Annotated in this window: 35 protein-coding genes; 20 read left to right on the forward strand and 15 right to left on the reverse strand. The window is 53.3% G+C overall.

The window, feature by feature from the left end:
* Positions 1-127 precede the first annotated feature (127 nt).
* Both WFN61_RS04010 and WFN61_RS04015 read left to right on the forward strand, forming a co-directional pair.
* The gene (locus WFN61_RS04010) at positions 128-433 is read left to right on the forward strand and encodes a hypothetical protein (RefSeq protein WP_312177432.1); all 306 of its coding nucleotides are present in this window, start codon (positions 128-130) and stop codon (positions 431-433) included.
* Positions 434-538: 105 nt separating this feature from the next.
* Entirely contained in the window at positions 539-1,246 is a 708-nt protein-coding gene (locus WFN61_RS04015) for a CTP synthase C-terminal region-related (seleno)protein (protein WP_257757254.1), read from the forward strand.
* 18 nt (positions 1,247-1,264) lie between these two features.
* On the opposite strand, the gene WFN61_RS04020 is transcribed toward WFN61_RS04015, so the two are convergent.
* A complete protein-coding gene (locus WFN61_RS04020) occupies positions 1,265-2,452 on the reverse strand; it encodes a CynX/NimT family MFS transporter (protein WP_257757256.1) in 1,188 nt (395 codons plus the stop codon).
* Between the two features lie 203 nt (positions 2,453-2,655).
* On the opposite strand from WFN61_RS04020, the gene WFN61_RS04025 reads away from it, so the two are divergent.
* Genes WFN61_RS04025 through WFN61_RS04040 form a run of 4 tightly spaced genes read left to right on the forward strand, consistent with a single transcriptional unit; the run spans position 2,656 to position 5,764 of the window.
* Entirely contained in the window at positions 2,656-3,480 is an 825-nt protein-coding gene (locus WFN61_RS04025) for an ABC transporter substrate-binding protein (RefSeq protein ID WP_337037756.1), read from the forward strand.
* A 1-nt stretch (position 3,481) separates the two neighbouring features.
* Positions 3,482-4,303: an amino acid ABC transporter ATP-binding protein gene (locus WFN61_RS04030; RefSeq protein ID WP_337037759.1), complete on the forward strand. Its 822-nt coding sequence runs from the start codon at positions 3,482-3,484 to the stop codon at positions 4,301-4,303.
* Complete coding sequence (locus WFN61_RS04035) at positions 4,303-5,076, forward strand: amino acid ABC transporter permease (RefSeq protein WP_257757260.1); 774 nt, start codon at positions 4,303-4,305, stop codon at positions 5,074-5,076. The genes WFN61_RS04030 and WFN61_RS04035 overlap by 1 nt, the downstream gene beginning before the upstream one ends.
* On the forward strand, positions 5,066-5,764 hold the full coding sequence (locus tag WFN61_RS04040) for an amino acid ABC transporter permease (RefSeq protein WP_337037761.1): 699 nt from the start codon (positions 5,066-5,068) through the stop codon (positions 5,762-5,764). Before WFN61_RS04035 ends, WFN61_RS04040 begins: the two co-directional genes overlap by 11 nt.
* Here WFN61_RS04040 and WFN61_RS04045 read toward each other — a convergent pair.
* Entirely contained in the window at positions 5,741-6,187 is a 447-nt protein-coding gene (locus WFN61_RS04045) for a DUF441 domain-containing protein (RefSeq protein WP_144812217.1), read from the reverse strand. The genes WFN61_RS04040 and WFN61_RS04045 overlap by 24 nt on opposite strands.
* A gap of 182 nt (positions 6,188-6,369) precedes the next feature.
* Between WFN61_RS04045 and yoaI the strand changes: the two genes are divergently transcribed.
* Positions 6,370-6,474, forward strand: a complete 105-nt coding sequence (yoaI, locus tag WFN61_RS04050; protein WP_238084425.1) for a small membrane protein YoaI — start codon at positions 6,370-6,372, stop codon at positions 6,472-6,474.
* A 251-nt stretch (positions 6,475-6,725) separates the two neighbouring features.
* On the opposite strand, the gene WFN61_RS04055 is transcribed toward yoaI, so the two are convergent.
* The 10 genes from WFN61_RS04055 to WFN61_RS04100 form a co-directional block, all read right to left on the reverse strand.
* Positions 6,726-7,205, reverse strand: coding sequence for a DUF2778 domain-containing protein (locus WFN61_RS04055; protein ID WP_144812214.1), 480 nt, complete (start codon positions 7,203-7,205; stop codon positions 6,726-6,728).
* The gene (locus WFN61_RS04060; protein ID WP_238084426.1) at positions 7,202-7,693 is read right to left on the reverse strand and encodes an Hcp family type VI secretion system effector; all 492 of its coding nucleotides are present in this window, start codon (positions 7,691-7,693) and stop codon (positions 7,202-7,204) included. The genes WFN61_RS04055 and WFN61_RS04060 overlap by 4 nt, the downstream gene beginning before the upstream one ends.
* A 528-nt stretch (positions 7,694-8,221) precedes the next feature.
* On the reverse strand, positions 8,222-9,361 hold the full coding sequence (locus WFN61_RS04065) for a phage integrase Arm DNA-binding domain-containing protein (protein ID WP_337037764.1): 1,140 nt from the start codon (positions 9,359-9,361) through the stop codon (positions 8,222-8,224).
* Positions 9,336-9,599, reverse strand: coding sequence for a hypothetical protein (locus tag WFN61_RS04070; RefSeq protein ID WP_337037766.1), 264 nt, complete (start codon positions 9,597-9,599; stop codon positions 9,336-9,338). Before WFN61_RS04070 ends, WFN61_RS04065 begins: the two co-directional genes overlap by 26 nt.
* A gap of 42 nt (positions 9,600-9,641) precedes the next feature.
* The gene (locus WFN61_RS04075) at positions 9,642-10,214 is read right to left on the reverse strand and encodes a 3'-5' exonuclease (protein WP_337037769.1); all 573 of its coding nucleotides are present in this window, start codon (positions 10,212-10,214) and stop codon (positions 9,642-9,644) included.
* On the reverse strand, positions 10,211-10,912 hold the full coding sequence (locus tag WFN61_RS04080) for a hypothetical protein (protein WP_337037772.1): 702 nt from the start codon (positions 10,910-10,912) through the stop codon (positions 10,211-10,213). The genes WFN61_RS04075 and WFN61_RS04080 overlap by 4 nt, the downstream gene beginning before the upstream one ends.
* Before the next feature lie 3 nt (positions 10,913-10,915).
* Entirely contained in the window at positions 10,916-11,443 is a 528-nt protein-coding gene (locus WFN61_RS04085; RefSeq protein ID WP_337037774.1) for a hypothetical protein, read from the reverse strand.
* 2 nt (positions 11,444-11,445) lie between these two features.
* Positions 11,446-11,820, reverse strand: a complete 375-nt coding sequence (locus tag WFN61_RS04090) for a hypothetical protein (protein WP_337037777.1) — start codon at positions 11,818-11,820, stop codon at positions 11,446-11,448.
* Positions 11,817-12,446 carry a hypothetical protein gene (locus WFN61_RS04095; protein WP_337037778.1) on the reverse strand — a complete coding sequence of 210 codons (630 nt, stop codon included), beginning with the start codon at positions 12,444-12,446 and terminating at the stop codon, positions 11,817-11,819. Before WFN61_RS04095 ends, WFN61_RS04090 begins: the two co-directional genes overlap by 4 nt.
* The gene (locus WFN61_RS04100) at positions 12,443-13,063 is read right to left on the reverse strand and encodes a hypothetical protein (RefSeq protein WP_337037781.1); all 621 of its coding nucleotides are present in this window, start codon (positions 13,061-13,063) and stop codon (positions 12,443-12,445) included. The genes WFN61_RS04095 and WFN61_RS04100 overlap by 4 nt, the downstream gene beginning before the upstream one ends.
* 180 nt (positions 13,064-13,243) lie before the next feature.
* Between WFN61_RS04100 and WFN61_RS04105 the strand changes: the two genes are divergently transcribed.
* Positions 13,244-13,483, forward strand: a complete 240-nt coding sequence (locus WFN61_RS04105; protein ID WP_337037783.1) for a hypothetical protein — start codon at positions 13,244-13,246, stop codon at positions 13,481-13,483.
* A 905-nt stretch (positions 13,484-14,388) separates the two neighbouring features.
* Here WFN61_RS04105 and WFN61_RS04110 read toward each other — a convergent pair.
* Complete coding sequence (locus WFN61_RS04110; RefSeq protein WP_337037785.1) at positions 14,389-15,084, reverse strand: XRE family transcriptional regulator; 696 nt, start codon at positions 15,082-15,084, stop codon at positions 14,389-14,391.
* 97 nt (positions 15,085-15,181) lie between these two features.
* On the opposite strand from WFN61_RS04110, the gene WFN61_RS04115 reads away from it, so the two are divergent.
* The 11 genes from WFN61_RS04115 to WFN61_RS04165 all read left to right on the forward strand — a co-directional run bounded on the left by WFN61_RS04115 (position 15,182) and on the right by WFN61_RS04165 (position 22,605).
* Positions 15,182-15,427, forward strand: coding sequence for a helix-turn-helix domain-containing protein (locus tag WFN61_RS04115; RefSeq protein ID WP_337037786.1), 246 nt, complete (start codon positions 15,182-15,184; stop codon positions 15,425-15,427).
* Between the two features lie 41 nt (positions 15,428-15,468).
* On the forward strand, positions 15,469-16,005 hold the full coding sequence (locus WFN61_RS04120) for a YmfL family putative regulatory protein (protein ID WP_337037787.1): 537 nt from the start codon (positions 15,469-15,471) through the stop codon (positions 16,003-16,005).
* Between the two features lie 191 nt (positions 16,006-16,196).
* A complete protein-coding gene (locus WFN61_RS04125) occupies positions 16,197-16,364 on the forward strand; it encodes a DUF4222 domain-containing protein (RefSeq protein WP_337037789.1) in 168 nt (55 codons plus the stop codon).
* A complete protein-coding gene (locus tag WFN61_RS04130; protein WP_337037792.1) occupies positions 16,361-17,227 on the forward strand; it encodes a conserved phage C-terminal domain-containing protein in 867 nt (288 codons plus the stop codon). Before WFN61_RS04125 ends, WFN61_RS04130 begins: the two co-directional genes overlap by 4 nt.
* Positions 17,224-17,640, forward strand: coding sequence for a PerC family transcriptional regulator (locus WFN61_RS04135; RefSeq protein WP_337037793.1), 417 nt, complete (start codon positions 17,224-17,226; stop codon positions 17,638-17,640). Before WFN61_RS04130 ends, WFN61_RS04135 begins: the two co-directional genes overlap by 4 nt.
* A complete protein-coding gene (locus WFN61_RS04140; protein ID WP_337037794.1) occupies positions 17,640-19,820 on the forward strand; it encodes a Dam family site-specific DNA-(adenine-N6)-methyltransferase in 2,181 nt (726 codons plus the stop codon). Before WFN61_RS04135 ends, WFN61_RS04140 begins: the two co-directional genes overlap by 1 nt.
* 9 nt (positions 19,821-19,829) lie before the next feature.
* A complete protein-coding gene (locus tag WFN61_RS04145; protein WP_337037795.1) occupies positions 19,830-20,156 on the forward strand; it encodes a LexA family transcriptional regulator in 327 nt (108 codons plus the stop codon).
* Positions 20,153-20,539, forward strand: coding sequence for a RusA family crossover junction endodeoxyribonuclease (locus WFN61_RS04150; RefSeq protein WP_337037796.1), 387 nt, complete (start codon positions 20,153-20,155; stop codon positions 20,537-20,539). Before WFN61_RS04145 ends, WFN61_RS04150 begins: the two co-directional genes overlap by 4 nt.
* A 16-nt stretch (positions 20,540-20,555) precedes the next feature.
* Entirely contained in the window at positions 20,556-21,257 is a 702-nt protein-coding gene (locus WFN61_RS04155; protein ID WP_337037798.1) for a phage antirepressor KilAC domain-containing protein, read from the forward strand.
* Complete coding sequence (locus tag WFN61_RS04160; RefSeq protein ID WP_337037800.1) at positions 21,254-22,243, forward strand: DUF968 domain-containing protein; 990 nt, start codon at positions 21,254-21,256, stop codon at positions 22,241-22,243. Before WFN61_RS04155 ends, WFN61_RS04160 begins: the two co-directional genes overlap by 4 nt.
* Positions 22,244-22,260: 17 nt before the next feature.
* Positions 22,261-22,605 (forward strand): antiterminator Q family protein, encoded by a 345-nt coding sequence (locus WFN61_RS04165; protein WP_337037802.1) that lies wholly within the window; start codon positions 22,261-22,263, stop codon positions 22,603-22,605.
* 19 nt (positions 22,606-22,624) lie between these two features.
* Here the strand turns inward: WFN61_RS04165 and WFN61_RS04170 are convergent, their stop codons facing one another.
* The gene (locus WFN61_RS04170) at positions 22,625-23,110 is read right to left on the reverse strand and encodes a hypothetical protein (protein WP_337037804.1); all 486 of its coding nucleotides are present in this window, start codon (positions 23,108-23,110) and stop codon (positions 22,625-22,627) included.
* Between the two features lie 23 nt (positions 23,111-23,133).
* Positions 23,134-23,955 (reverse strand): hypothetical protein, encoded by an 822-nt coding sequence (locus WFN61_RS04175; protein WP_337037806.1) that lies wholly within the window; start codon positions 23,953-23,955, stop codon positions 23,134-23,136.
* A 459-nt stretch (positions 23,956-24,414) separates the two neighbouring features.
* Between WFN61_RS04175 and WFN61_RS04180 the strand changes: the two genes are divergently transcribed.
* A complete protein-coding gene (locus WFN61_RS04180) occupies positions 24,415-24,645 on the forward strand; it encodes a class II holin family protein (protein ID WP_282984726.1) in 231 nt (76 codons plus the stop codon).

Below are 24,645 nucleotides of genomic sequence, written 5' to 3' on the forward strand. Positions count from 1 at the left end.
TAAAATCAGCAGAGGTTTTAATCGCAGGCATGAATTACTGTGATGACAATGACCTGTCTCTCAGAGTAAAATTTCGCTTAGGAATTATCCTAACCGCAAATTCTATTTTTCTGTGAACGAGAGAGCTATGTTTCAGTTAAAACCGGGCAGCCTGGCAATGGTTATTGGCGCACAAACTCCTGCTGGACGCCGCAACATTGGTAAATCCGTGGAGCTGTTTGCGCTGTGCCAGCCGGGAGATCGTTTTCTGAACCCGGTTAACGGCGTGATGACCGACATGCCGATCACTGCCCCACGTGCGCTATGGCTGGTAACCGGGGACGTTGTGGCCTTCGATGGCCAGCACGGTTTTGCGTTTGTTCGCGCCGAGCACCTGATGCCGCTTCTGCCGGATTCGTTGCCGGAAGAGGTAGAGGCCCGCGAGTGGTGCTAATCAGCGTCGCCCACCTATTTTAAGGTATTGTGATACCAGTAAAAGATCGGTAATCTGAGGCTCCTTATGTTATCCGTAATTTGCCCCTGACATAAGGACTCCCGCATGGAACACACTCCTTTGAAAAAAACGCTGCGTATTGCCCTCGTAGGCGACTATAACCCTGACGTTGTTGCGCATCAGGCGATCCCGTTGGCGATTGATGATGCCGCCGCCGTGCAGGAACTGACGGCCGACTACGACTGGCTGGCAACCGATGAGATCGCCAGCGAAGAGGATTTGGTAGGTTATGACGCCATCTGGGTCGTGCCGGCTAGCCCCTATAAAAATGCCCAGGGCGCGTTCACGGCGATTCGCTATGCCCGTGAGAACGGCGTGCCGTTTCTCGGCACCTGCGGCGGGTTCCAGCATGCGCTGATTGAGTACGCGCGCAACGTCATGGGCTGGGACGATGCGGCACATGCTGAAACCGACAGCGCAGGACGTATGGTGGTGACGCCGCTGGCCTGCTCGCTGGTGGAGCAGACCGGCACTATCGAGCTGCGTCACAATACCCTTATTGCCCGCGCCTACGGCAAAGATGCCATTGACGAGGGCTATCACTGTAACTATGGCGTGTCGCCAGCGTTTGCCGCCGAGCTGGATAAGACCGATCTGCGCGTCACCGGCTGGGATGAAGAGGGCGAAGTGCGCGCCGTTGAGCTGATCACGCACCCATTTTTTGTTGCGACGCTGTTCCAGCACGAGCGTGCCGCCCTGAGCGGTCGTCCCGCGCCGCTGGTTCATGCGCTGCTACGCATCGCCAGTAACTAATCTCCGATCGCCCCTCTCTTACCGGGCGTCGATCTCGCGATCGCGCCCGGCAAAAATGCCAAACGCAGCCATCACCACCGCCAGCAGGGCGCAGGCGATAAGCGGAATGCGCCAGTCGCCGCTGGCATCGTGGATCTTGCCCATCAGCGGTGGGCCAAACGCCGCCAGCAGGTAGCCCACCGACTGCGCCATGCCGGAGAGCGCTGCCGCCTGATGCGCCGAGCTGGCGCGCAGGCCGATAAAGGTCAGACCGAGGATCATCGTCGCACCCGAGCCGAAACCAAAGATCACCGTCCACAGCACCGCGTGGGCGGGAACCAGCCACAGCCCGGCGGCGCTGACGGCACACATCAGCGCCACCAGCGCGGCGATGCTGCGCTGATCGCGCAGGCGATGCAGGATCAGCGGAATAACAATGCCTGGTGCCGCGGTAGCCAGCTGCAACAAGCCATGCAGAGAGCCCGCCTGGGTTTCGCTGTAGCCCAGGCTCAGCAGGATCGCCGGCAGCCAGCCGATAATCACGTAGTAGATAAGCGAGTTAATACCCAGAAAGAGCGTCACCTGCCAGGCCAGCGCCGATCGCCAGATCCCACGATTTTGCAGGCTACCCGCCTGGGTCAGGCTGCTTGCTGCCCGACGTCCGGTCTGGGGGAGCCACAGCAGCAGGGCAACCAGTGGGAACGCCATCAGCATCAGGAGCGCCCCTCGCCAGCCAAATCCGTGTAGCGCTAAGGGCACCACCAGCGCCGAACCGAGCGCTGCGGCTGCCCCCATCGTCAGGGAATAGGCACCGGTAAGCTTTGCGACCTGGCCGGGGAAGTCACGCTTGATCAGGCCGGGCAGCAGGACGTTACCCAGCGCAATCCCGCAGCCAACGATCGCCGTACCGACAAACAGCAGCGCGGCGGAAGGCAGCGAGCGCAGGGCAATGCCCGCACAAATAAGGATCAGCGCAGTGGCGAGGCTGCGCTCCATGCCAAAGCGGCGGGCGGCACCGGCCGCCAGCGGGGAGATAAGAGCAAAGGCCAGCAGCGGCAGGGTGGTCAGGAGTCCGGTTTGCGCCGTGGTCAGGCCGTAGTCAGCGCGAATGGCGTCCAGCAGGGGGGCGGCACCGGTAAAGGTCACGCGCAGGGTGGTGGCAATCATTAAGATCCCGGCAATCAGCAGCAATCCCTGCTTGCGGCCGGAGGAGGTCAGGCTAGTCATTGTTTTCTCAGGTTGAATACGTTGCTAACAGGATAACGCTTTTTCGCTGTGATGAAAGCAGCCGACGAACCCTGAAAAGCTTATGTGCCTATAGCCTTATTCTATTTGCGGATATGTAATGCACTTTTTGATATTTGTCTGACGCCAATGCTTATGTGAACGTAGCGCTAAATATTTATAACCAGGGATAACAGGGATTAAGCATGGCAACTTTTACACAGACTAAAAAAGCATGGACCATCTCCACGCTGGCGCTCCTTTCAACGCTCTCTTTTGCCGCTCACGCCGACAAACTGGCCGATATTAAGTCAGCAGGCGTGGTGAAAGTCGCCACTTTTGATGCAAATCCGCCGTTTGGCGCAGTGGATCCAAAAACGCACGACATTGTAGGCTATGACGTCGACTTTGCTAAAGCGCTGGCGAAAAGCCTCGGCGTTAAGCTGGAGCTGGTCGCCACTAACCCGGCGAACCGTATTCCGCTGTTGCAGTCTGGCAAGGTTGACCTGATCGTTGCCGACATCACCATTACGCCAGAGCGTGCCCAGGTCATCGACTTCTCGACGCCGTACTTTGTTACCGGCCAGCAGTTCCTGGTGACGGCAGACGGCGCAGATAAGCTGGACGCCTACAGCAAGTCGCGTATCGGTGCGGTAAAAGGCACCACCGGCGAGCAGGCGCTGCATCAGCGCTTCCCGCAGGCGCGCGTGCTGGCCTATGACGATATCCCGCTGGCCTTGACCGCTCTGCGTAACGGCAACGTGCAGGCGATCACCCAGGACAGCACCATTCTGGCTGGCCTGCTGGCGGAAGCGCCGGATAAAGCGAAGTTTAAAATCCTGCCGGCTCTGCTCTCTAAAGAGGAGATTGGCGTGGGCGTACCCAAAGGTGAAACGGCGCTGCTGAACACGGTAAACAGCGAGCTGGTTAAGCTTGAGCAGAGCGGCGATGCGGCCAAAATTTACGCTACCTGGTTTGGCCCGCAGACCAAAACCCCCCAGCCGCGCAGCTTTAAAATAGAAGCGAAGTAATATGTTTGCAGGTCTTTTCTCCGCCTCTGTGGCCAGTGCCACGGAGGCGTTTCCCGTGCAGGCGGGCACGGTCGAATTCCGCCAGGTCAGTAAATGCTATGGCGATCGCCCGGTCTTAAAGCAGATCGATCTTCAGGTTCGCGCTGGCGAGGTGCTTGCCGTCTGCGGGCCTTCCGGCTCGGGTAAATCGACGCTGATCCGCCTGATAAACCAGCTTGAAACGGTAAGCGGGGGCGAAATCTATGTTGACGGTAAACCCACCAGCACCCTGAAAGGCAAGGCGCTGCGCGACCTGCGTCGCCATGTGGGCTTTGTCTTCCAGCAGTTCAACCTTTACGCCCATCTTAACGCGCTGGATAACATCACCCTGGCGCTAACTAAAGTGCACGGTCAGCTCCCGCATGAGGCGCAGAAGACGGCGCTGGCGCTGCTGGAGCGGGTCGGCCTGCGCGATAAGGCGCATCACCTGCCGTCCCAGCTCTCCGGCGGCCAGCAGCAGCGGGTGGCCATCGCCCGCACGCTGGCGGCAAAGCCGCAGATCATCCTGTTTGACGAGCCCACCTCGGCGCTCGATCCCGAGACGATCGGCGAGGTGCTACAGGTCATGCGTAGCCTGGCCCACAGCGGCATGACGCTGATCGTGGTAACGCATGAGATGCAGTTTGCCCGCGAGATTGCTGACCGAATAATCTTTATTGACGGCGGCGAGATCCTTGAGCAGGCTGCACCGGAGCAGTTCTTTACCACTCCGCAGCATCCACGGGCGCAGCGCTTCCTGCAGAAGGTACTTAACCCGCTGCACGCCGAAAGCAGGGAGCTGTAATGCACATCCATCTTGACTGGGCCGGGGTGCTTACCGGCCAGCCTGCGCAGTGGATCCTCTCTGGTTTTCTCACCACTGTTTGGGTGACCGTCGCTGGCATCGTGCTGGCCACGGTGCTGACCGTGCTGCTGCTGGCCCTCCGTCTGGCGGGCGGCGCGGTGGGACGCGGCGTGGTCGCCGTGTGGGTATCGCTGTTCCGCAATACGCCGCTGCTGGTTCAGCTGCTGTTCTGGTACTTTGCTGCCTGGAACCTGCTGCCACTGGGTTTTCGCCAGTATGTTAATGCCGATCACGCCTTTAGCATCCTGCCGGGCGATGTGTGGTGGTTCACGCCGGAGTTTCTCAGCTCCGCCTGGGCGCTGGGCCTGTTTACCGCGGCTTTTCTGGTAGAGGAGATCCAGGCTGGGCTGCATGCCGTAGCGAAGGGGCAGATTGAGGCGGCAAAATCGCAGGGATTTAGCGAGCTGGCGCTGTTTCGTTGGGTGCTGCTGCCTCAGGGCTTACGCAACGCCTGGCAGCCGGTAGTGGGACAGTATCTGAACCTGATGAAGCTCTCCTCGCTGGCGACCGGGATTGGCTTTGCCGAGCTGACCTATCAGACCCGACAGATTGAGAGCTACAACGCCCATGCTCTGGAGGCGTTTGCCGTCGGCAGCGTGCTCTATCTGCTGCTGGGGTTGGTGATGAGCCTGCTGTTTAACGCCCCGGTGTGGTGGCGTGCGGCGCGGCAAGAGAGGGCGCTGGCGCGCAAGGAGGTGCAGGATGATCGCTAACATCACGGTGATTACCGATAACCTGGACTATCTGCTGCTGGGCCGTGCTGCTCAGGGCGAGCCGGGCGGGGTGCTGCTGTCGGTGCTGATGACCCTCGGGGCGGCGCTGCTGGCTTTTCCTGGTGGGATCGCGCTGGCCTGCTTAGCCTGGCGCTTCAAGGGCTGGCCGCGACGGGTGCTGTTCGCCTGGGCGGAGATTATCCGCGGCATTCCACTGATCTTCGTGATCTTCTGGCTATGGTTTCTGCTGCCGATGCTGACTGGAGCCGATCTACCTGGCGCGGTGACCGTGACCCTGGCGTTGGCATGGTTTACCTCCGCCTCGGTGATGTACTCTACGCTGGCCGCCATGGGTTCATTGCCCAAAGGGCAGCATGAGGCGGCGCTGGCGGGAGGCTTCAGCAGTGTACAGCTGCTGCGCTGGGTACTGCTCCCGCAGGCGTTGCGCAACGCGCTTCCCTCTTACGTGGGATTGCTGATTGCGCTGCTGAAAGACACCTCACTGGCGTTTATCGTCAACGTCCCGGAGCTCACCACCGTTGCCGGGCAGGTTAACAACCGCGTACAGGTCTACCCGGCGGCACTGTTTATCTTTACCGGGTTGGTCTACTACCTGCTCTGTACCCTGCTGGAGCACACGGCTAAGCGCTGGCAGCGCCGCAGCCTACTGGCGGCCAAGCAGCAGTGACACCAGACCCGCCGCAATCAGTGGCCCGACCGGCACGCCCCGGAACAGGGCCACGCCCAGCACTGTCCCTACCAGCAGCCCTGCCACCAGTGAGGGCTGCGCGCTCATCAGCGCCACGCCGCGTCCACCCAGCCATGAGACAAAGATCCCTACTGCAATAGCAATCAGTGACTTCCAGTTTACAAAGGAGTGCAGAAGCGTGGAGGGTGGCAGCGTCCCGCTGGCGATGGGAGCCATTACGCCAATGGTCAGGATGATAATCCCAATGGTCAGGCCCTGTTTTTCAATCCACGGAAAGTAGACGTTCAGCGGGGTGATGCGGATCATAATCAGCACCATGATCGACACGGCAACGGTGGTGTTGTGGCTAATAAATCCGAGGGCCGTCAGCCCTAGCAGAATAAACAGAGTGGTATCAAACATGTAAGATGGTTCCAGGCAGAAATATAAGCCCGCTTACTTTACCTTATCTGCGTGTGCCAGCAGAGTTTTTTCACCCCGCTGCGAAAGTTCCTAAAAGTTTCACTTAAAAACACTTTAGCTGTCATTAAATATTCATGTCGCTCTATTATGAATGCTGTATCGCGCAGAAAAGAGACGACAAAATGAACGATCCGATGCTGACCGAGACGCTGATTATTACCTCATCCTTTTTAGCCATCATCGCCGTGCTGGTGGCGTCGGTGCTTATTTTGGAGCGAATGGGGTGATGTTAAGTAGTTAGCGTGACGTCGCAAAAACACCACAGACAACCAGGTAAGCACCAGCGAAACCGCTCCTGAAAACATCATTCCGAGAGCTGCCGCCAGATCATAAATGTTCTCATCACCGTAGATGCATAGCATCCGGGCAAGCGAGTAGACATTTTCAATCGGGAAGATTTCCGCCCAAAGCGTAGCGCAGGCGACAAACCAAACCACGAAAAGTAGGGCTATCGTTACTAACCGAAGAAAGATTACGATCATGATACAGTTATTGTTCCGTAGGCTTTGAAACTACAGCATGGAACTTGAATCATCGTTGTCTTAAGCAGAGCTTTTCTAAGATAGTCAAAATCACTCACATGCGTCAGAGTAATACACCCCTCGCTTAATCCTCTTGGTCCGATTGGATGCAACCGAAACCCTCCACGCTTTATTGTTTCAATGAAAACAGAGTCATCAATTTGCCAGTCATCGCCGTACAATGCAAACCACTCTGATCTGTCTGTGCCATAAAAATTTTTCAAATAAAAATCATAAATACTGCCCAGCCGGCCACCGCTATGACGTCCGACAATAAAATATCTTCCAGGAGGTATTGGGCCGATGTCAACTATACTACTCAACGTTGAATTATTACGGCCACTCTTTTGCCCTGAGAATGCCGGAAAATTACCAACGCCGGGAACAGTTAGTATTGATGTTGGTAAACCATTAAGTGAAAATCTAGCAGCAATCATGCCGTTACTCGCATATTCCAATCATCACTAAATTGAACATTTCCGTCGCAATATTTCCATGTGATTTTTTCATAACGTAACTCTACAGATTCATTATGATTGTGTTTTTCCATTTCAGTGTTTTTTATATTATGCATGACAGGGGTAATGCCAACGATCTTGACATTTTCAAGAAACATATTGAAATATTCTACTTCTTGCCCCGCATCATTAATTTTATACCATTTGATTTCAGCAGACTTTAGCGTTTGACCGGTAGCTACTGCACGATAGAGATAAGGTGATGAACTATCGAACTCTTTTTCAATAGTGAGAGGGGAATGTACACGTGTTCCGGTCAATTTACCTGAGCTGCTGTCGGTTGGGATGTGCAAATTATGACCAAACGATAAAATTTCAATACTACCCTCTCGATTTTTTATGTCAACCGAGCCTTTAATATCTGCACCACCATCATCTTTAAGCCATAAGTAAGAAGGGATCGCCATGTATTATCCTTGGTGATTTATTAACATTTTTTAAGGTTTTCTTATATAAACATAGGCTAGAAGTAATTTCAGCGCAGATTGTGCTATATAAATTATGAATTGATGAGCTCTGATTATATAATAGGTAATGATGCTTTCTTGCTGAAAGGAGGAGCAATGGGGATCTATAAATTAGATAATAAAGGAGAATGTAAGATAGCTTTGGAAGAAGAAGGAAATTAAAAAACATTAGGAGTCATGAAAATATGGTCTGTGACGCCAACTGATGCCTTACCCAGCCTACAGGTTCTATGGTTTTGTAGGCCCGTGCAAGCGGAGCGCCGCCGGGCAGCCGGTAAATTGCTTTACCGGCTGGTTAGGGTTAGCTATGGGAATCTGACGTTTGCTTGTGGAGCACACAACGGAAAATTAAATTGCTGTTTTTACTGAATTTATCTCTTTCCCCAAAACCTCCCCAACACATCCCCCCAAAACGCTACGTGAAAAATAAGACGCTGAGTAGGGCAATGCCTCTAGTTTTTTAAGCAGCTACACCACAAGCTTTTTCCAGTCCATGCCTCGATCATCTTTGTACTGTTCGCTCATCGCGTCTGTGCTATGGCCCAACAGCGTTTTAACGTCTATGCCCTGCTCAGTGTAAAGGCGTGAAGCCAGAGAACGCTGCTCATGAAATGAGGGGGGTGTAGAGCCCTTCACTGACTTAACGCCAGCCTTGTTCCTGGCTTCCATGAACATACGCGTAATGGTGTTATCGTTAACCGGATCACCCGCGTCTATGGTCGAATGCTTCCTGACGTGATGAAGCATGTATTTGCTGATGACGCGATCTCTGCACCTGGCAATGACTTCTGCTAGGGACATATTGATCGCCTCACAACGCAATGTAAGAGGTAGTGCAATTTTGGCCCCGGTCTTACTCTGTTCGATATGCAGGAAACCATCCCAGACGTCACTGAACTTCATCTTAATTAGATCACCGCGCCTCTGCCCCGTAACGAGGGCTAGCAACATTGCGTTTTGAGCGCATGGTGGATGATCCGCGGCTGCTTCAAAGATTTCGGTCCATTGCTCCAGTGTCATTCGACTACGCTGTACTTTAGCAGTGGGGTTCCTTACCGCCAGTGCAGGATTATAACCAGGCGGCACTTCGCCAGCATGTTGAGCCTCTTTGAAAACATCAATTAGCACGGCTCTTATTAACTGCCCCATACGTAACTTACCACGGGATTTATATTCCTCTACGATGGTTGCTATTATCTTTGTATCTACATCTTTTAAGCGTAAATTTGGTACGCGTTTCTCAAGGACCAAAGCACATGATTTTCGGTTTATTAGTGTGCGCTTAGACAACTCATTATTTTCAACGCGTTCAGATTGAATTTCTAAATACTTTTTGATCCATGAAGATACCCTAATCCCATTCTCTTTTTTGGTATTGGCTTTTATAGCCATATCTATTAAAGCATAGGTTTGCTGGGTTTCCTGCTCTGCTATAATTCGATTCATTTCTGAGGCTGCGGCCTTTGCCGCATCCTCATTTGTGCCGAAACCGACAAATATCCCTGTTACTGGGTGCCGGTATTGCCAGTAAATTCGGGATGTTCTCTTATCCAGTTTGCAATAGAGATTAGGAATACTGACGTTATGCTTTCTGGGACGGGCAGCCATTGAGTGCTTTCTCCACTAACTGGCGGGCTTGCGTTGACATTCCAGAGGAAATCTCAACCTTGCCCACCATTCCTATAAAACGAGCATTTTCATCCACCACCCACCGGCGGCCCTGCTTAATCGCTGGTGGATATGTTTGTTTGGTCTTTGCGATTTTATGCAGCGCCGATCTGCTGATAGGCTCCTTAAAACCGTTCGGACCAGATGCCCAGTCTGTAATAGTTACAAGTTGTCCCATGGCTATCTCTCCACTTAGCCCGGCTGCACCCGGGCGTTCATCTTAACCAATACTATCGCCGCTGGCCGGGATTAGCCGCTGCCATATTGCCGAAACGTACTTCGCCTGGTGCCGGGCATCCGCCAGCGCGTTATGCATATCACCCTCGAAGGGGATCTCGTAGCGCGGGTTAAACCCGACAGCGCGACCCAGCTCAACGATTGTCCTCACGTCGCGGTCGTTCCAGAACTGCCAGGGGCAGTACATACCATGACGTTCGAACGAGGCCCGGGTGATCACATTGTCAAAGGTGGCCCCGTTACCCCAGACCTGCAGGTCTTTAAGAATGCAGTTTTCATCAATCAGCCTTCTCAGCCCGCCCAGCGCATTAGTGATGTGCACGCGTGAATCGCTGGTGATCGCCGCACGCGCTTCCGCACCTTGCTTCATCCACCATAGAATTGTGCTGGGGTCGGCCACTGCATCAAATACCAGAGAGCTCTCCAGATCCACAACGGCATAAAACTCCGAACCCAGCTCGCCGGTAGAGGGTTCGAAGAGCACGGCACCGATAGCGATGATAGGTGCGGTGGGCTTGTTGCCCATGGTTTCAAGGTCAATCATTAAGTGGTTCATTGGTTCGTTTCCTGTTGAGGCGCAGCTGCGCGGGTGTTCTCTGGTGGTGTGACACCGTTAATCTGGTCGCCCTCGGTAACCAGACGGATCAGCATCGCCAGCAACTGCACGATCTCACCCTCCACTTGTTCCCAGCTCATGCGCTTGTCCGCGTAGTGAACGCCAGCCTGCACAACCTCTCCGGCCTCTTCTGCCACCTTCAGCAGCACATAATTAGGCTGTGGGAATTTCCGCATTGCCTTTTCGGCTGCTGGTCGGGCCTTGCTAACCAATGCCGAAAAATAGTCATCCGGCACCGCGACGGGCTGCGCCACATCATACAGCGGCACATAGACCATCTGGTCAGACGCTGCATCCGGCTGCTGCTCCAGCGTGTAGCACGCTCCGGTGTAGCGGTTCATGTAGCGGACGGGTACTGCGACGGGGGGCGCTGGCGGGGCTGCGAATACTTCCGTGCCAGCGGGCAATTGCTGATACAGAGATACGTGAATCCCCTTTCTGTCAGCCACTCCAACATCAATATGACGAACCACGCCCACCGGCACAGCCGCTTCCCGCTCTTTGCGCAGCAGGTCAAGCACGCGCTCTGTTAGCTGACGCTGAGCCTCTCCGCTCTGGATGTCTGGCTCGCCTGGGCCGCCGAAGCCAGCGAAGAAGTCGGCGATTTCGCTCTGGATTAAATTGCTGAGTGTGGTCATGGGTTAGTCCTCATTTTGAATGAGCGCTGCTTCTGGTTTATTGATAATCACCCCGTCATATACTTCTTTGAGGTGTCCGCGCAGATCCATGCGGCGAAGTGCGCTGAACATGTAGTCGCACTCAGCCTGTTTGTTAGCGACAAACGGCTTAGAGGCGCTGTTCACCCACTCCCAGTTACCTGGCCAGCCATGGACCTTCTTCACCCGGCCTTTCACAACGTGCAGCAGCCCCCATCCCTCAGGCAGATCGGCTAATTCAATGATTCCAGGCTCTGAAATGAAAAAGCGCCAGTCGCCCATACCTTTTTCTGGCTCGATGCGGAATGGCTTTTTTCGATCTGCCAGCAGGTCAGCACGGGAGCACTTAGCCTCGATAAGACACGATGCACCGTTCCGAAAACCTATGGCGTCTGCCTGCTCCCCGTAAGGCGTCCATGCTCTGAAGCGGTCGTGGAAAGCCACCTTGAATCCGTTCTTTTGCAGGAAGTTGCAGGCAATCAGGCAAAGCTCATCGTGAGAAAGTTTGACCATCCCTATACCCCTGTCTCAAGAGTGATGCCAGCGGCGACAACTGCTGATTCTTCATGTGCTCGCCTGGCTGCGTTAATAATTGCTGCCAGAGGTGTATAGCCACCATCCATTCTGATTGTGTTATGGATGGCCGCAATAGTGTCTCTAAGCTTGCTATGGCTCTCTGATAGCTCAGCGATCCGCGCTTTATCAGCCTCTCGCTCTGCCAATAATTCGACGATGGTTTCTGGACTTGCAAGGGAGATAAATTGCATATCTGCTTTATGGAAAACAACACCGTCGTCATACGACAGTTGCTGCTCATCCCACCAAATTTGACCTTCCTCTAAAATCGAGTAAGCCGCTGCTTCTTTCAGCGCTGCGTATTTGTCGTTCATGCGGCACCCCCATCAACCCGCTTAAACTCGATTACCCACACCCAAGCTGAGGACCAGCTCTCCTCGCCATAGATGGATGTCCATACATGCCGAAAATGCTCGTGTGGTGTAGCGCTGTAGTGATAGTCGGGTATCGAATCATGCCCACCTGCACATCCCTCTGCGCGGGCATCTTCCTCGCTGATGCTGTTCAACCGCTCCACCCGCACATCGGTAATCTCCAGCAGAATACGGCTGGCCCAGCGGGGCATGTGGATGCTGGGCGTCCATTTCTGAGACGGCTGTTTAGTGCATGACGCCACCGGCACGGTGCGCGTAGACTCCGTGAAGCTGTTGCGCTCGCTCGCCTTGTACATCAGGCGTGCAACGTCAGTGGCACAGCCCATAACGCGGAATGCCTCGCGCACCCAGATGCGATCGCCTGGCTGGCCGAACGGGCAGGTAAAGACACTGCTTACGCCGTCATTCGCATACCACTGAAAGCCCGTATCAATGCGCGTTATTGAGACTGGTGACGATGGCAATTCAGCTGGCTGATTTTTCATGATCCGCCGCGTCTGCGTCTTCCTGCCGTCGAGGATGGCGCGCACCATCTCTGCGTTAAAAATCATTCCGCGTGATTTCATACAGCCTCCCCGGCGCGCAGCTGGGCGGCGAACGCCTTTATCTCTTCGATGTCAGGATGGATTTCATGGCCGTTGTTTGCGGTCGAGCACACCTCCGCAAACATCTCCACCCCTTTAGCCTGCTGCTCGCGCAGGAAGGCGTCGGTGGCGGGGGTTTCTTCCTTGATGATTTCCAGAGCACGTGGATGGCTAATGCTTCCGCGCATCTGATGAGTGGCCCATGCATCGATGTCGTCGACCTCATCTGGAAACTCGAATCCCGGACCGGCAATAGTTCCGTAAAGCCATTCCTGAGCGGCATTCTTGTTGCCATTATCCAGATACATAATTGCCGCCTGAATACCGATCAGATATTTATGAAGCACCCATGCATTCGACAGTTCACTGGCAGCTCTCGGCAGCAGATATGCATTCTCAGCCGCCAGCTGGTCACGATCGCTGATTGCGCTGCGTAGGCTATTCATCCCGCCGATATGCGCCAGGTTGAGCGCCTCCAGCCGGGAGGCCATTTCCCTGACGATCGCAGAATGCGTATCAATCTGCTGAATGCTGGTGGCATAACCATGTGCCGTAGTGACCAGTTCTATGATGGTCATGGCTGCGAGTTGTTCTTTCACTATTTTGTTTCTCCATTTAAAGCGCACTGCACCGCGCTTAGCCTCAAAAGGAAAGGGAAAGTTCTTGCTATAAAGTGTTTTTAATCCTATTTTAAGTATCTCATAAGGCCCCTGTAAGGACTCTGTAAGGAATCTTTAAGGTCTTTTTAAGGCTGTATAAAAACAAATTAAGGACTGAAAATGCCAAAATCAGCAGCAACTATTGCCTCTAATATCAATGACTTGATGAGAAAAAATGGAAATGAAGGCATCACGATTAAGTGGGATCAGTTTTATGATATTTGTGATAGGGACAGAATTGCACCGGTTATAATGACTTCCATTGCTGAGCAGCTTAAAAAGAGCGATCTTTATATTACTTATGCCAATAACAACGTGATCGTCGTACGAGATTTTTGTTGGAAGCCAGTAAAAATTTAAAGGTAAGGCTTTACCTGTGTTTAAAGTATTCATGGGTACCTTTTGCTTGAAATAATTCGCTTTCTAAACCAAGGCGGCTGCCACCGCCCTTATAGTTTCTCCACACAACACAGGAGAGCACCTGCGGTTAGGGGGCCGCCCGGGTGGATTGGGTTATGAGCCCGTCGCCCGGTGATGCTCTCGTGTGTTGCGTAAAAAAGTGCGGCATCCTCACGGGTAAAGATCAGACGCCGCCAAAGACAGCAATGCAGCTATTACAGGTCTTAGGTGCTTGAGCACATCACAACGAAGAGAGCACTAAATGATGCTTCTAACAGCTATCGGTTGGGCATCACGTCCGCGTTGCGGGTCGATGTGCTTATTCACAGATAATGCTCTCTTCGTTGTGTGCCGGGCTTCCACCGGCTCCCATCTGTTTTTAAAGCCACTCAGATATCGTCTGGGCTGTGCCGTCTCTTCCGGCTGTCATCCGGGTTGAACTCGCCCGGAACGAGATTGAAGGGTTATAGCCCATTACGGCATCCACGTTCTCTCACGTGTGTCGCGTATGCCACGCCAGCACCTAACGAGTTTTAACGACCCTTGCCGTTTGCATCATCTTGTCGCCGCTGTTCTCGGTGCAGTCACCGCCACTTACTAGACATTTACTAGGACCGTCTTGAAGTGGTAAGTCATCCAGTCCCGGTAAACACCCGGGCAGGGCGCTTAACGCGAATGGCTGGTTCAGCGAATCATCCCCATCTTCATACGCCTGGGGCGGCTACTGCGTGGGCGTCCTGCCTGTTCGCTGTTGGTGATATGAAGATAATCAGAAATTGCGTATAACGCAAGCATAATTTGCACATAACGCAATTATTGAGATGTAAAAAAAGCCACACGTAGTGGCTTTTTTTTGAGGCGGGAGTTTAACCGTGCCGTTTGATGGCTTGGGACTGGCTTATCATGACCTTGCCATAAATATAAAAGCGGTGCTCGTTTTGTTTGTCGATGCTCCACTCCCTATATTTTGGATTGTCAGATATCACCAGCAGCTGATCGGGTATCATCTGCAGGCGCTTAACGTAAATTTTCTCGTCAAAGCCAAATACATAGATGCCATCGCCGTCGAAGTCGTGGATTGTGATATCGACAAATATCAAATCGCCGGGTTCGATAGTGTCTGCCATGCTATCGCCACGCACGTTGATAACTTTTACGCCATCTGAGGGACGACCACCGAACATGGATAGGGCTTTCTCATGGCTGTACTCAATAGCGTGTATAACGTCTATCACGTCACTTCCCTGGATAAATCCTGCGCCAGCACTAGCTGCAATATCAAGAACTTCAACCCTAAACACATCGACACCCTCTACAGATGAAGAATTATTGTTACTGTTTATACATACAGTAGACTGAATATCTGTCGAGGTAAAGAGATCGGCCACACTAACGCCTAAAGCTTGAGCTAATCGGTTAAGTGTTTGTTCTGTAAATTGCTTTTGCTTACCCGTCTCCAAGCGGGAAATATTGGCAGAATCAATCTCTACGGCATCAGCGAGATCCGCAATTTTCATCTTCTTCGCTAGGCGAAGCTGTCGTACACGGTTTCCAATGTTCATGCGTCCATTACATGTATTTTTTGCGCGTTGTGCAAAGCGACTTGCGCAAGCATCCAGCATGAAATAATATGCGTAATACGCAAATACAGGAGGCATTATGCAATCACCGCTTAGAAAATTGCGAAAGTCGCACGGCTTCACTCTTTCGCATGTTGCTGCTGGTGTTCAAATCGATCCCGCAACATTAAGCCGTATCGAACGATGCGAGCAGGTTCCCTCAGTCGAGTTGGCCGAAAGATTAGTCAACTTCTTCAAGGGTGAGATTAGCGAGCTTCACATTCTTTACCCTGGCAGATATGAGCAAACCGAGTCGCTCACTTCCTGTCCTGCAAAACAACTCTAAATCGAAACGTTAATTCAGTTAACTACCAAAGGAAAACGATCATGGTAGACAGCATAAAGGCAGCGATTACAGCTATGTGCAAGGCCCACCCGGGCGGACGTTTGGGCATGGCTGCCGATCTCGATATGAGCATCGACACTTTCCACAACCACATGTACCAGAAGTGCGGTAGCCGTTTCTTTACCCTGGCAGAACTCGAGCGTATGGAGGACCTGTCCGGCGTTTCGATGCTGGCTGAGTACGCCGCTGCGCGCGTTGGCAAGCTGCTGGTGGACGTACCGAAGCCAGAGAGCATTGATAACGTCGATCTGTATTCCCTCGACATGCAGGCGAACGCGGCGAAAGGAATGCTCGCGCAGGCGCAGATCGAAGCAGCTGGGGATGGGGTGATTGACCGTCACGAGAGGAAAAAGCTTTCTGACCTGTTCCGTAAAACCATCCGTCACCAGTTCCACGGCTTCATGGGCTTTATGGCGCTGTACGGCGTTTCAGATCAGGCAGTGGAAGTGTTCATGACATCCAGAAAGGGTGACGCCCCGAGTGTGCAGCTCGAGGCGTCTGGCGCGTCATTTCAGTAAGTGGAGAAACTACGCATGAACATTGTAAGCCGATACAGGCCAGTAACGCAATTTAGATGCCTGCCGCTGGTGGGTGACTCCCCGTTCGACTATGTGCAGAGATTACCCGTAGCTGACGGGAGCAACAACTACCAGCCAGCTCGTGATCTGGTAGGCGCTTTTTCGGCAATGAACGAGAAGGGGCGTGAGGTGTGGAACAGCTTGACCGGCGGTACCGGGATCACCGGGGAGTCGAAGTGCACGTCGTTGGTTATGACCGGGAAAAACGACAGGTCATCTTCATGCGCAGCGGTTACCCGCACGAATGCATGCAGCCTGTTGAGCGGTTCCGGGAGAAATTTAAAAGGGTGGATGGATGAGCACTAAATTAACCGGCTACGTCTGGGATGCCTGCGCGGCTTCTGGCATGAAATTATCCTCCGTGGCTATCATGGCGCGGCTGGCTGATTTCAGCAGCGACGAGGGCGTTTGCTGGCCGAGCATTGAAACCATCGCCCGCCAGTTGGGTGCAGGCCCGAGCACAGTCAGAACGGCGATCGCTAAGCTGGAAAAAGATGGCTGGCTGACCCGCACGCAGCGCCGCCAGGGGAACCGCAACGCGTCTAACGTCTACCGGCTCAACGTGGCGAAACTTCAGGCGGGGGCATTTGCTCACCTGTCAGATTCTGACACGTCAAAATCTGATGCATCAAAATCTGACCCGTCAAAATTTGAGGCATCAAAAAACGGCGCTGGCACTGGTTTTGACCCGTCAGAATCTGGCGGGGATCCGTCAGTAAATTCAAAACCAGATCCACAAGTAAAACCTGAAACCCTTTGTCAGGTTGTCGGGCAACCCGACCCTGATGTTTTGGTCACTGACCAGGCCAAACAGGTATTAACCCACCTGAACCAAAAAACCAACTCACGGTACCAGGTCTGCAAGTCCTCACTGGAGAATATCCGTGCCCGCCTGGGAGAAGATTTCACGCTGGACGAACTGATGCTGGTGGTCGACTACAGCACCGCAAAGTGGGGTGACGACCTGAAAATGTCCGAATACCTGCGCCCGACCACGCTATTCCAGCCGAGCAAGTTCCCGGCCTACCTGCAGGCGGCTACCAACTGGGAAAAAGCCGGACGTCCTGAGCGCCGTAACGGGCATTGGGTTAACAGCGATGCAGCACGCACCAGCTTTGACAACGTTGATTATTCACAGATTCCAGCGGGGTTCCGGGGATGACAGCTATCGAGCAGGTATTTCAGCACATCAAAGATAACCCGGGCTTGCTGCCGTCTGAGATAGCCGCAGCGCTGCCCGAAGTTACTCGCAGCAACGCGTATGGCGCGATTGATAACCTCTGGATGTACGGAGAGATTGAGCGCCTGGCTGCAGGGGACGGGTTCCGTTACTTCGTCGATACGACAAACGGCAGCGACCCCTTGCTGGCGGAACTGGAGAGGCGGGCGCGTGAGCTGGAGGAAAAAGGGCTGCACCGCCGTGCTGCAGAGGTCTGGCTTACGGCATTCGACGCGGCTAAATCAGTCAATGACCGCGAACGGTACTGCCAGCGTCGGCTGCGCTGTCTGGCAGGAATGACTAAAGGCAACGGTGACGACAGCTGCGTTGCTGGCCGCTACGTTGGGGGTAACTGATGAAATACGGATCTGTATGTAGCGGTATTGAGGCGGCAAGCGTGGCCTGGGAATCCCTGGGCTGGCAGGCGGCATGGTTCTCCGAGATCGAGAAATTCCCGTCCGCAGTGCTGGCGACGCGCTGGCCAGAAGTGGCAAACCTAGGCGATATGACACTGATCGCGGCGGCCGTTCGCGCTGGCGCAGTAGAAGCGCCGGATGTTGTGGTGGGCGGTACGCCGTGCCAGGCATTCAGCATCGCCGGATTACGTAATGGGCTCGCCGACGCGCGTGGCCAGTTAACCCTCTCATATGTGGAATTAGCAGATGCCATCGATGACAAGCGCCGCGAAAGCGGAGAAGAAGAAGCGATCTTCGTCTGGGAAAACGTCCCGGGCGTTCTCACCAGTAAAGACAACGCCTTCGGCTGCTTTCTTGCAGGGCTTGCCGGAGAAAGCAGTGAACTGCACCCGGCAGGGGGAAAATGGTCAAACGCTGGTTGTGTGTATGGACCCGCGCGCGTTGTCGCCTGGCGAGTGCTCGACGCTCAATTTTTCGGAGTGGCACAACGCCGCAAACGTGTGTTCGTTGTCGCAAGTGCTCGAAACGGATTCGATCCCGCAGCAGTACTTTTTGAGCTCGAAGGCATGCGCCGGGATACTCCGCCGCGCCGCGAACCGCAATCGTCGGTTGCCGCCCTTACTGCAAACGGCGTTGGAACGTGTGGCGCAGACGACAACCAGGGACAAGCAGGACACCTGCAGCCTGTAGTCGGCACGATCGCAGCGCACAGCTTTACAGGCGGCGCTGGCGGTAGGCCAGAAGGCGCGGCTGCCGGCCACTATATACCCGTAGCCTTCGGCGGCGGTAATACTAGTGGCAGTATCGAAGTAGCCGCCTGCCTGACAGCTAAAGGGCAGCGCATTGATTTCGAAGTCGAGACTTTTGCCGTACACGGCACTCAGGATCCTGATTCAAACCATGAATTAGCCCATACGCTGGGCCGCAATCACGGACAAGAGAATGCGTGCATCTCGTTTAGTTCTAAGGATCATGGCGCTGACGCTACGATAGAACTGGCCCCCACACTGCGAGCCGGGAACCATGCTAAGAGCCATGCCAACGGCGGACAGCCACCAGCTGTTGTTAATTCTATGCTGGTGCGCCGCCTCACGCCTCGCGAGTGTGAACGCCTCCAGGGTTTCCCAGATAACCACACGCTTATTTCATGGCGTGGCAAAGATGCTGTCGAGTGCCCGGATGGTCCGCGCTACCGTGCCATAGGTAACAGTATGGCCGTACCGGTTATGCGCTGGATAGGTGAACGTATCGCTGCTGCGCTGGATAAATTTGAGCATGCAGAAGAGCCAGCAGCGCCAGCGGCTCGCACCTGGCAACGTCCGTTCCTGAAATGGGCTGGTGGCAAATACCACCAGTTGCCTGATATCGATCGCCTTATCCCCACCGGACTGCGGCTGATTGAGCCGTTTGTGGGTGGCGGTTCGGTGTTCATCAACTCCGAGAAGCACAGCTCCTTCCTGCTGGCAGACGTTAACGCGGACCTGATCCATCTTTATCAGATGCTGGCCGTGGTACCGGATGCAGTACTGCGGCACGCTCGTCTGCTGTTCGGCACCATGAATAGCGCCGCTGGCTATGCCGCTGTTGCTGACGAATTCAACGCACAGCTTCTGGGTGGGCCAGAGCGTGCCGCCGCTTTCCTGTACCTGAATCGCCACTGCTTTAACGGGCTGATCCGGTACAACCTCGCAGGTAAATTCAACGTTGGTTGGGGCAAGTACGCGAAGCCGTATTTCCCGGCTTCCGAGATCGAGGCGTTCTGCGCGCTGGCGCACAACTGCGTGTTCATGAACGCCGGTTACCGTCGCACCCTGTCGCTGGCCAGCGAGGGCGATGTCGTTTACTGCGATCCACCTTACGAGCCACTGCCCGGCACCAACGGTTTCACGAACTACGTGCCGGGCGGGTTTGGCTGGGACGACCAGATCGCCCTGGCGGAGTGCTGTGTTGCCGCCCACCAGCGCGGTGCCCGGGTGATGATCAGTAACTCATCCGCGCCGCGCGTCATTGAGCTGTATCAGCAGCATGGCTTTGAGCTCAACTACGTACGCGCCCGCCGCGCGATATCCAGCAAATCCAGCATACGCGAAACCGTCAACGATATCGTTGCGGTTCTGTAGGGGGTAGCAGTGGGAAATAAATCATTAACGGTGCGCCAGCAGGAGGTCTTCGATCTGCTGGTGAAATTCCAGAAAGAGCACGGCTACCCGCCCAGCAATGCCGAGGTAGCCCGCATGATGGGCGCAGCTTCGGTGAACGCCGCCGCCGATATGTTGCGCTCACTCCAGCGTAGAGGGGCGATCTCGATCACCCCTGGCGTATCACGCGGAATCACCATCAGCGGTCTGGGCACTGAAGCGCTGGCGGTAATGCTGCTGCGCTCGCTAGTTAATGGAGACGAGGATGCAAGAGAGCAGGCGATCGAGTTTCTCCAGGCGCGCGGGGTGGCCATATGAAGTTTGTGCTGCCGTTCCCACCGAGCGTAAACACCTACTGGCGCGCCCCGAACAAGGGGCCGTTGGCTGGCCGCCACCTCATCAGCGCCAAAGGTCGTGCTTATCAGAGCGCCGACTGTGCTGCGATCGTCGAACAGCTGCGTCGCCTGCCTAAGCCGACGAGCACGCCAGCAGCGGTAGAAATCATCCTGTTCCCACCGGACGCGCGCCGCCGGGATATCGACAACTACAACAAAGCGCTATTTGACGCGCTGACGCATGCTGGCGTGTGGGAGGACGACAGCCAGGTTAAACGGATGCTGGTGGAGTGGGGGCCGGTAACCAGTAAGGGAAGAGTCGAGATCACGATCAGTAAATACGAACCGGCGGTTGCAGCCGCCTGAATAAGTGGAGAAACACATGAACGAGTTAATCAACGTTAAAAATGACCCAGGCTTCCCGGCGATGACCAGCCTGGAGATTGCAGGGCTATGTGATAAGCGGCACGACCACGTTTGCCGTGACATTAAAGTGATGCTGGAGCAGCTCAACATTCAATCTCCCCAAATTTGGGGAGAATACACGGACGATAGAGGCCGCAGCTATCTACTGTTTCACCTGCCTAAGGATTTATGCCTGACGCTCGTGTCAGGTTATAGCGTGGTATTGCGCAAGCGCATTATCGACCGCTGGCTGGAGCTGGAGAACAGCCAGCAGGTGAGCGTACCGCAGTCACTGCCGGAGGCTTTGCGCCTGGCTGCCGATCTGGCCGAACAAAAGCAGCGCCTCACCGACGAGCTGGCCGCCGCTGCGCCAAAAGTTGAGTTTGTCGATCGCTACTGCACCGCCAGCGGCTCGATGTCGTTCCGCCAGGTGGCGAAGCTGCTGAAGGCGAAAGAGCCGGAGTTCCGCATGTTCCTGCAAGACAACAACATCATGTATCGGCTGGGCGGGACGCTGACCCCGTACCACCAGCACACCGAGGCGGGCCGGTTTGAGGTTAAGACCGGTACCGCTGCTGCCTCTAACCGCGCATTCAGCCAGGCACGCTTCACTGCCAAAGGTGTTCAGTGGATCGGCGGACTGTGGGCTGCACATCTGGCAGCGGGGCGGGCGGCATGAGGGCGCTACTCAATCCTGTGGTGGTTCGCGAGCTGGGCCAGGTTGTATTTCGCCCGGGACCTGATCTTATGTCGATGTTCAGCCAGGGCCGCATTTTGCTGGAGAACGAGCCGGAGCGACTGGCCAACCTGCCAACCGGAGAAATCCCGCCCTCCGCGCAGCCTCTGGCCGAGGATCCGCTACTGGTGCCGGTATTCGAAAACGAGCGGGTGATCCGCCGCGCCGGAGGCATTCAGGCACTGGAGGGCTGGCTCATGCGTGGTACTGGCTGCCAGTGGCCGCACAGTAACTGGCACGATGCCAACCTGAAGACGCTGCGCCACGAGCCAGGCGCAATTCGGGTTTGCTGGCACTGCGATAATCTGCTGAGCGGCCAGCACAACAAAACGCTGGCCGCGATGGCCCGTGCGAACGTCGCGAAGTGGCTTATCCGGTTTATCCTGGATGATCTCCAGTTTGGTGCCGACCACCAGCTGACGATCCCGGAGTTGTGCTGGTGGCTGACGCGTAACGGCCTCGCCGAGACTATCCCCGAGAACCTGGCCCGTCACGCATTACGGCTGCCGGACGAGCCGATTAAATCGGTATACCGTGAAAGCGAACTAAGGCACATGCCCGCCGCTACGGAGATCGTGCAGGAGAAAGCAAAGCAGGTGCTGGCGCTTAAGGTGGATCCTGAATCGCCGCAATCTTTCATGCTGCGCCCGAAGCGGACGCGCTGGGAGTGCGAGAAGTACACCCGCTGGGCTAAGCAGCAGCCGTGCGCATGCTGCGGTCAGCAGGCTGACGATCCACATCATCTGATTGGCTACGGCCAGGGGGGAATGGGTACCAAGGCGCATGATCTGTTTGTGATACCGCTGTGCAGAGCGCATCACGACGAGTTGCACGCTGACATGAAGGCGTTTGAGAAAAAATATGGCACGCAGCCCGAGCTGCTGCTGAAGACATTAGACCGCGCGCTGGCGATCGGTGTTCTGGCGTAATTTTGTGGAGAGAGTTGATGCGTGATATGTACGAAGTAATGGACTTATGGGGTGCTTGGGCTGCTTCTGATCATAGCGGAGTGGACTGGCAACCAATCGCCGCTGGATTCAAAGGACTGTTGCCGCACGGTAAGAAATCACGACTTCAATGTGATGATGATGATGGGATCATGATTGATGGGTGTGTAGCACGCCTTAGAAAGTGCAAGCCTGAAGAACATGAGCTTATTATTGCTCATTTCGTATTAGGTATCTCATTACGAGCTATTGCTAAGAAACGCAAATGTTCCGATGGAACAATCAGAAAGGACATGCAAACTGCACTTGGTTTCATTGATGGTTGTCTAAGTTTTTTAAAATAAAATAAGCCGCTTATGCGGCTTATTTTTTGTTTAACTGGCGCTTTTCCTTAAATAGTTCTTTAATTTTTAATGGTATGAATGTTGACTGAATAAAAGAAAAGCATGTTAAAAATGAAATCGCATGACCAATGTAGGATTTTGCTAGCCCTTTATATGGTTCGGCGATAATATTATCTTTTGATAAGAGATAGAATATGAAAATAAGCACCAAGGTAAATATGTAAAGAAGAAATAATGCATAATATTTATTAAATCGCATGGTAAATCTTTTTTCTTGATTAACGATATCAAGTTCACTTAGATTTAACATGAGAGAAGAGTTTTCACCAGACATAGTGATTACGAGCAATAAAAAACCTGACAGTATAGAAAAAACGTTTGCAACAAGATTTAATGCGTCAGTGTTATTGGTTAAACTATTACTTAAAAAATATGAGAAGCAACCAGAGGCTATAAGGTTCACGCTCGTGATTGATATACCTTTGATATTATAGTTGCTAGCCATTTTAGCCTCCTTTTTAGTATCTATTATAGCTCTTTGGAGGCAAAATCTTCTAGTATTTCTTTAGCATATTTTGCGTTTATGGTTTTTGAGCCGTACGGTACTGTAAAGTAAGTACTTAAAACTTTCAAATCATCGCCTTTTATGTTTTCGCCTTTTTTGGTTTCGAAATAAAAATCGTTATCCAAATCATTTAGCCAAACATTAGTATTATTTTCAACGGAAGATGCAAGTTCAGCATTGCCTCTTGCATCTATAGTTAAATGCCCCGTAATTCCTTTAGCTTTGATAGCAGGCTCATTTTTTAGCATGGAGACAAAAAAAGATGGCGTTTTCACAAAGTCAGTTTCATCAACAGATACATTTACATGTAGTGCTCTGAAGCCATCTTGCTTAATTCTTTTTATTACATCCTTTTTTAGAATTGCTGAAGGAGTAACTTTTATACCAAAATGTTCAAAGAGTGTTGCAATTTTAACTTCACAGAAATTCATGGATATCTGCATTAGCGATGCGATCTTATTGCCTTTAACAAGCAAAAAAGCGTGAAGGCTGTCAAGGTTTTCTACATCAAGTAGATCGCTAGTTGCTGGCAAGGTAGGAGTAATTGAAACCTGTTCCTTCGGGTTATACATTGCAAAATGTAGATAGTGCAGAGTCCCGTCCGAAGAAAAATCTTTAAGCTTGATATGTTTACTAGCAGAGACTTTTACTATTGTACCCACAGTAAACTTGCCGCTCTTAACAATTTGGTCATAAAGAATATCTGTAGATGAAGTGTTTACCTTAAAAGCTCTTACAACGCATTTCTTGGTCATTCCATCCTGCTTGGTTGCTGAAAAGTTCATGCTAATTCCTACTGATAGTTTTTTTAAGAATATAATACAAATGCTAACGCGTACGCAAAAACTATCGTAGTCTGTTAAGAGTGGTCACTTCGACACACAGCTTAATCATCTAAACCCTGCCAGCAATGGCGGGGTTTTTGCGCTTCTGAGCCCTAGTAACCACTGAGATTTTAGATTGCCGTAATTCTCTCGCGCCACGCTCGGCGCACTTCAACCACAGAGCCTTTCAGAGGTGAGCCAGAGTGATGGTCGGTGTGACCGTCTCTGTGGGCTGACCATCCTACTGTGTGCGCTGCTGGCATTCCGCTACTGGCCGTTCAAATCCAAAAAATAACACTGTGCAAAAGGTCGCTGTCCTGTGGCCTTTGACAGAGTGCATTTTAGCCGCCAGCTGGTGGCCATGACTTCAACTACTACACAGAGCACCCCGACCCTATCGGAGGTGAGAGAATGACCCATATGAGCAAACTTGTAACCGGCGTCGCCCTAGGCACTTCTGGCGGCACAATCGTTAACGGGATCCTGACAAAGTTCAGCCCTGATGAGTGGAGTGCGATCGGTGTGCTGGCAGGTATTGCCGGGATTATCATTACCGGGCTGGTTAACTGGTACTTCAAGCGCAAGGTGACGAACGCCCAGGTCAAAGCGCTGGAGAAGTACGGCCCCGCAGTCAAAGTCGGAGATGATTAA

This window comes from Pseudescherichia sp. AS216 (assembly GCF_037152055.1).
Taxonomy (GTDB): Bacteria; Pseudomonadota; Gammaproteobacteria; order Enterobacterales; family Enterobacteriaceae; genus Pseudescherichia.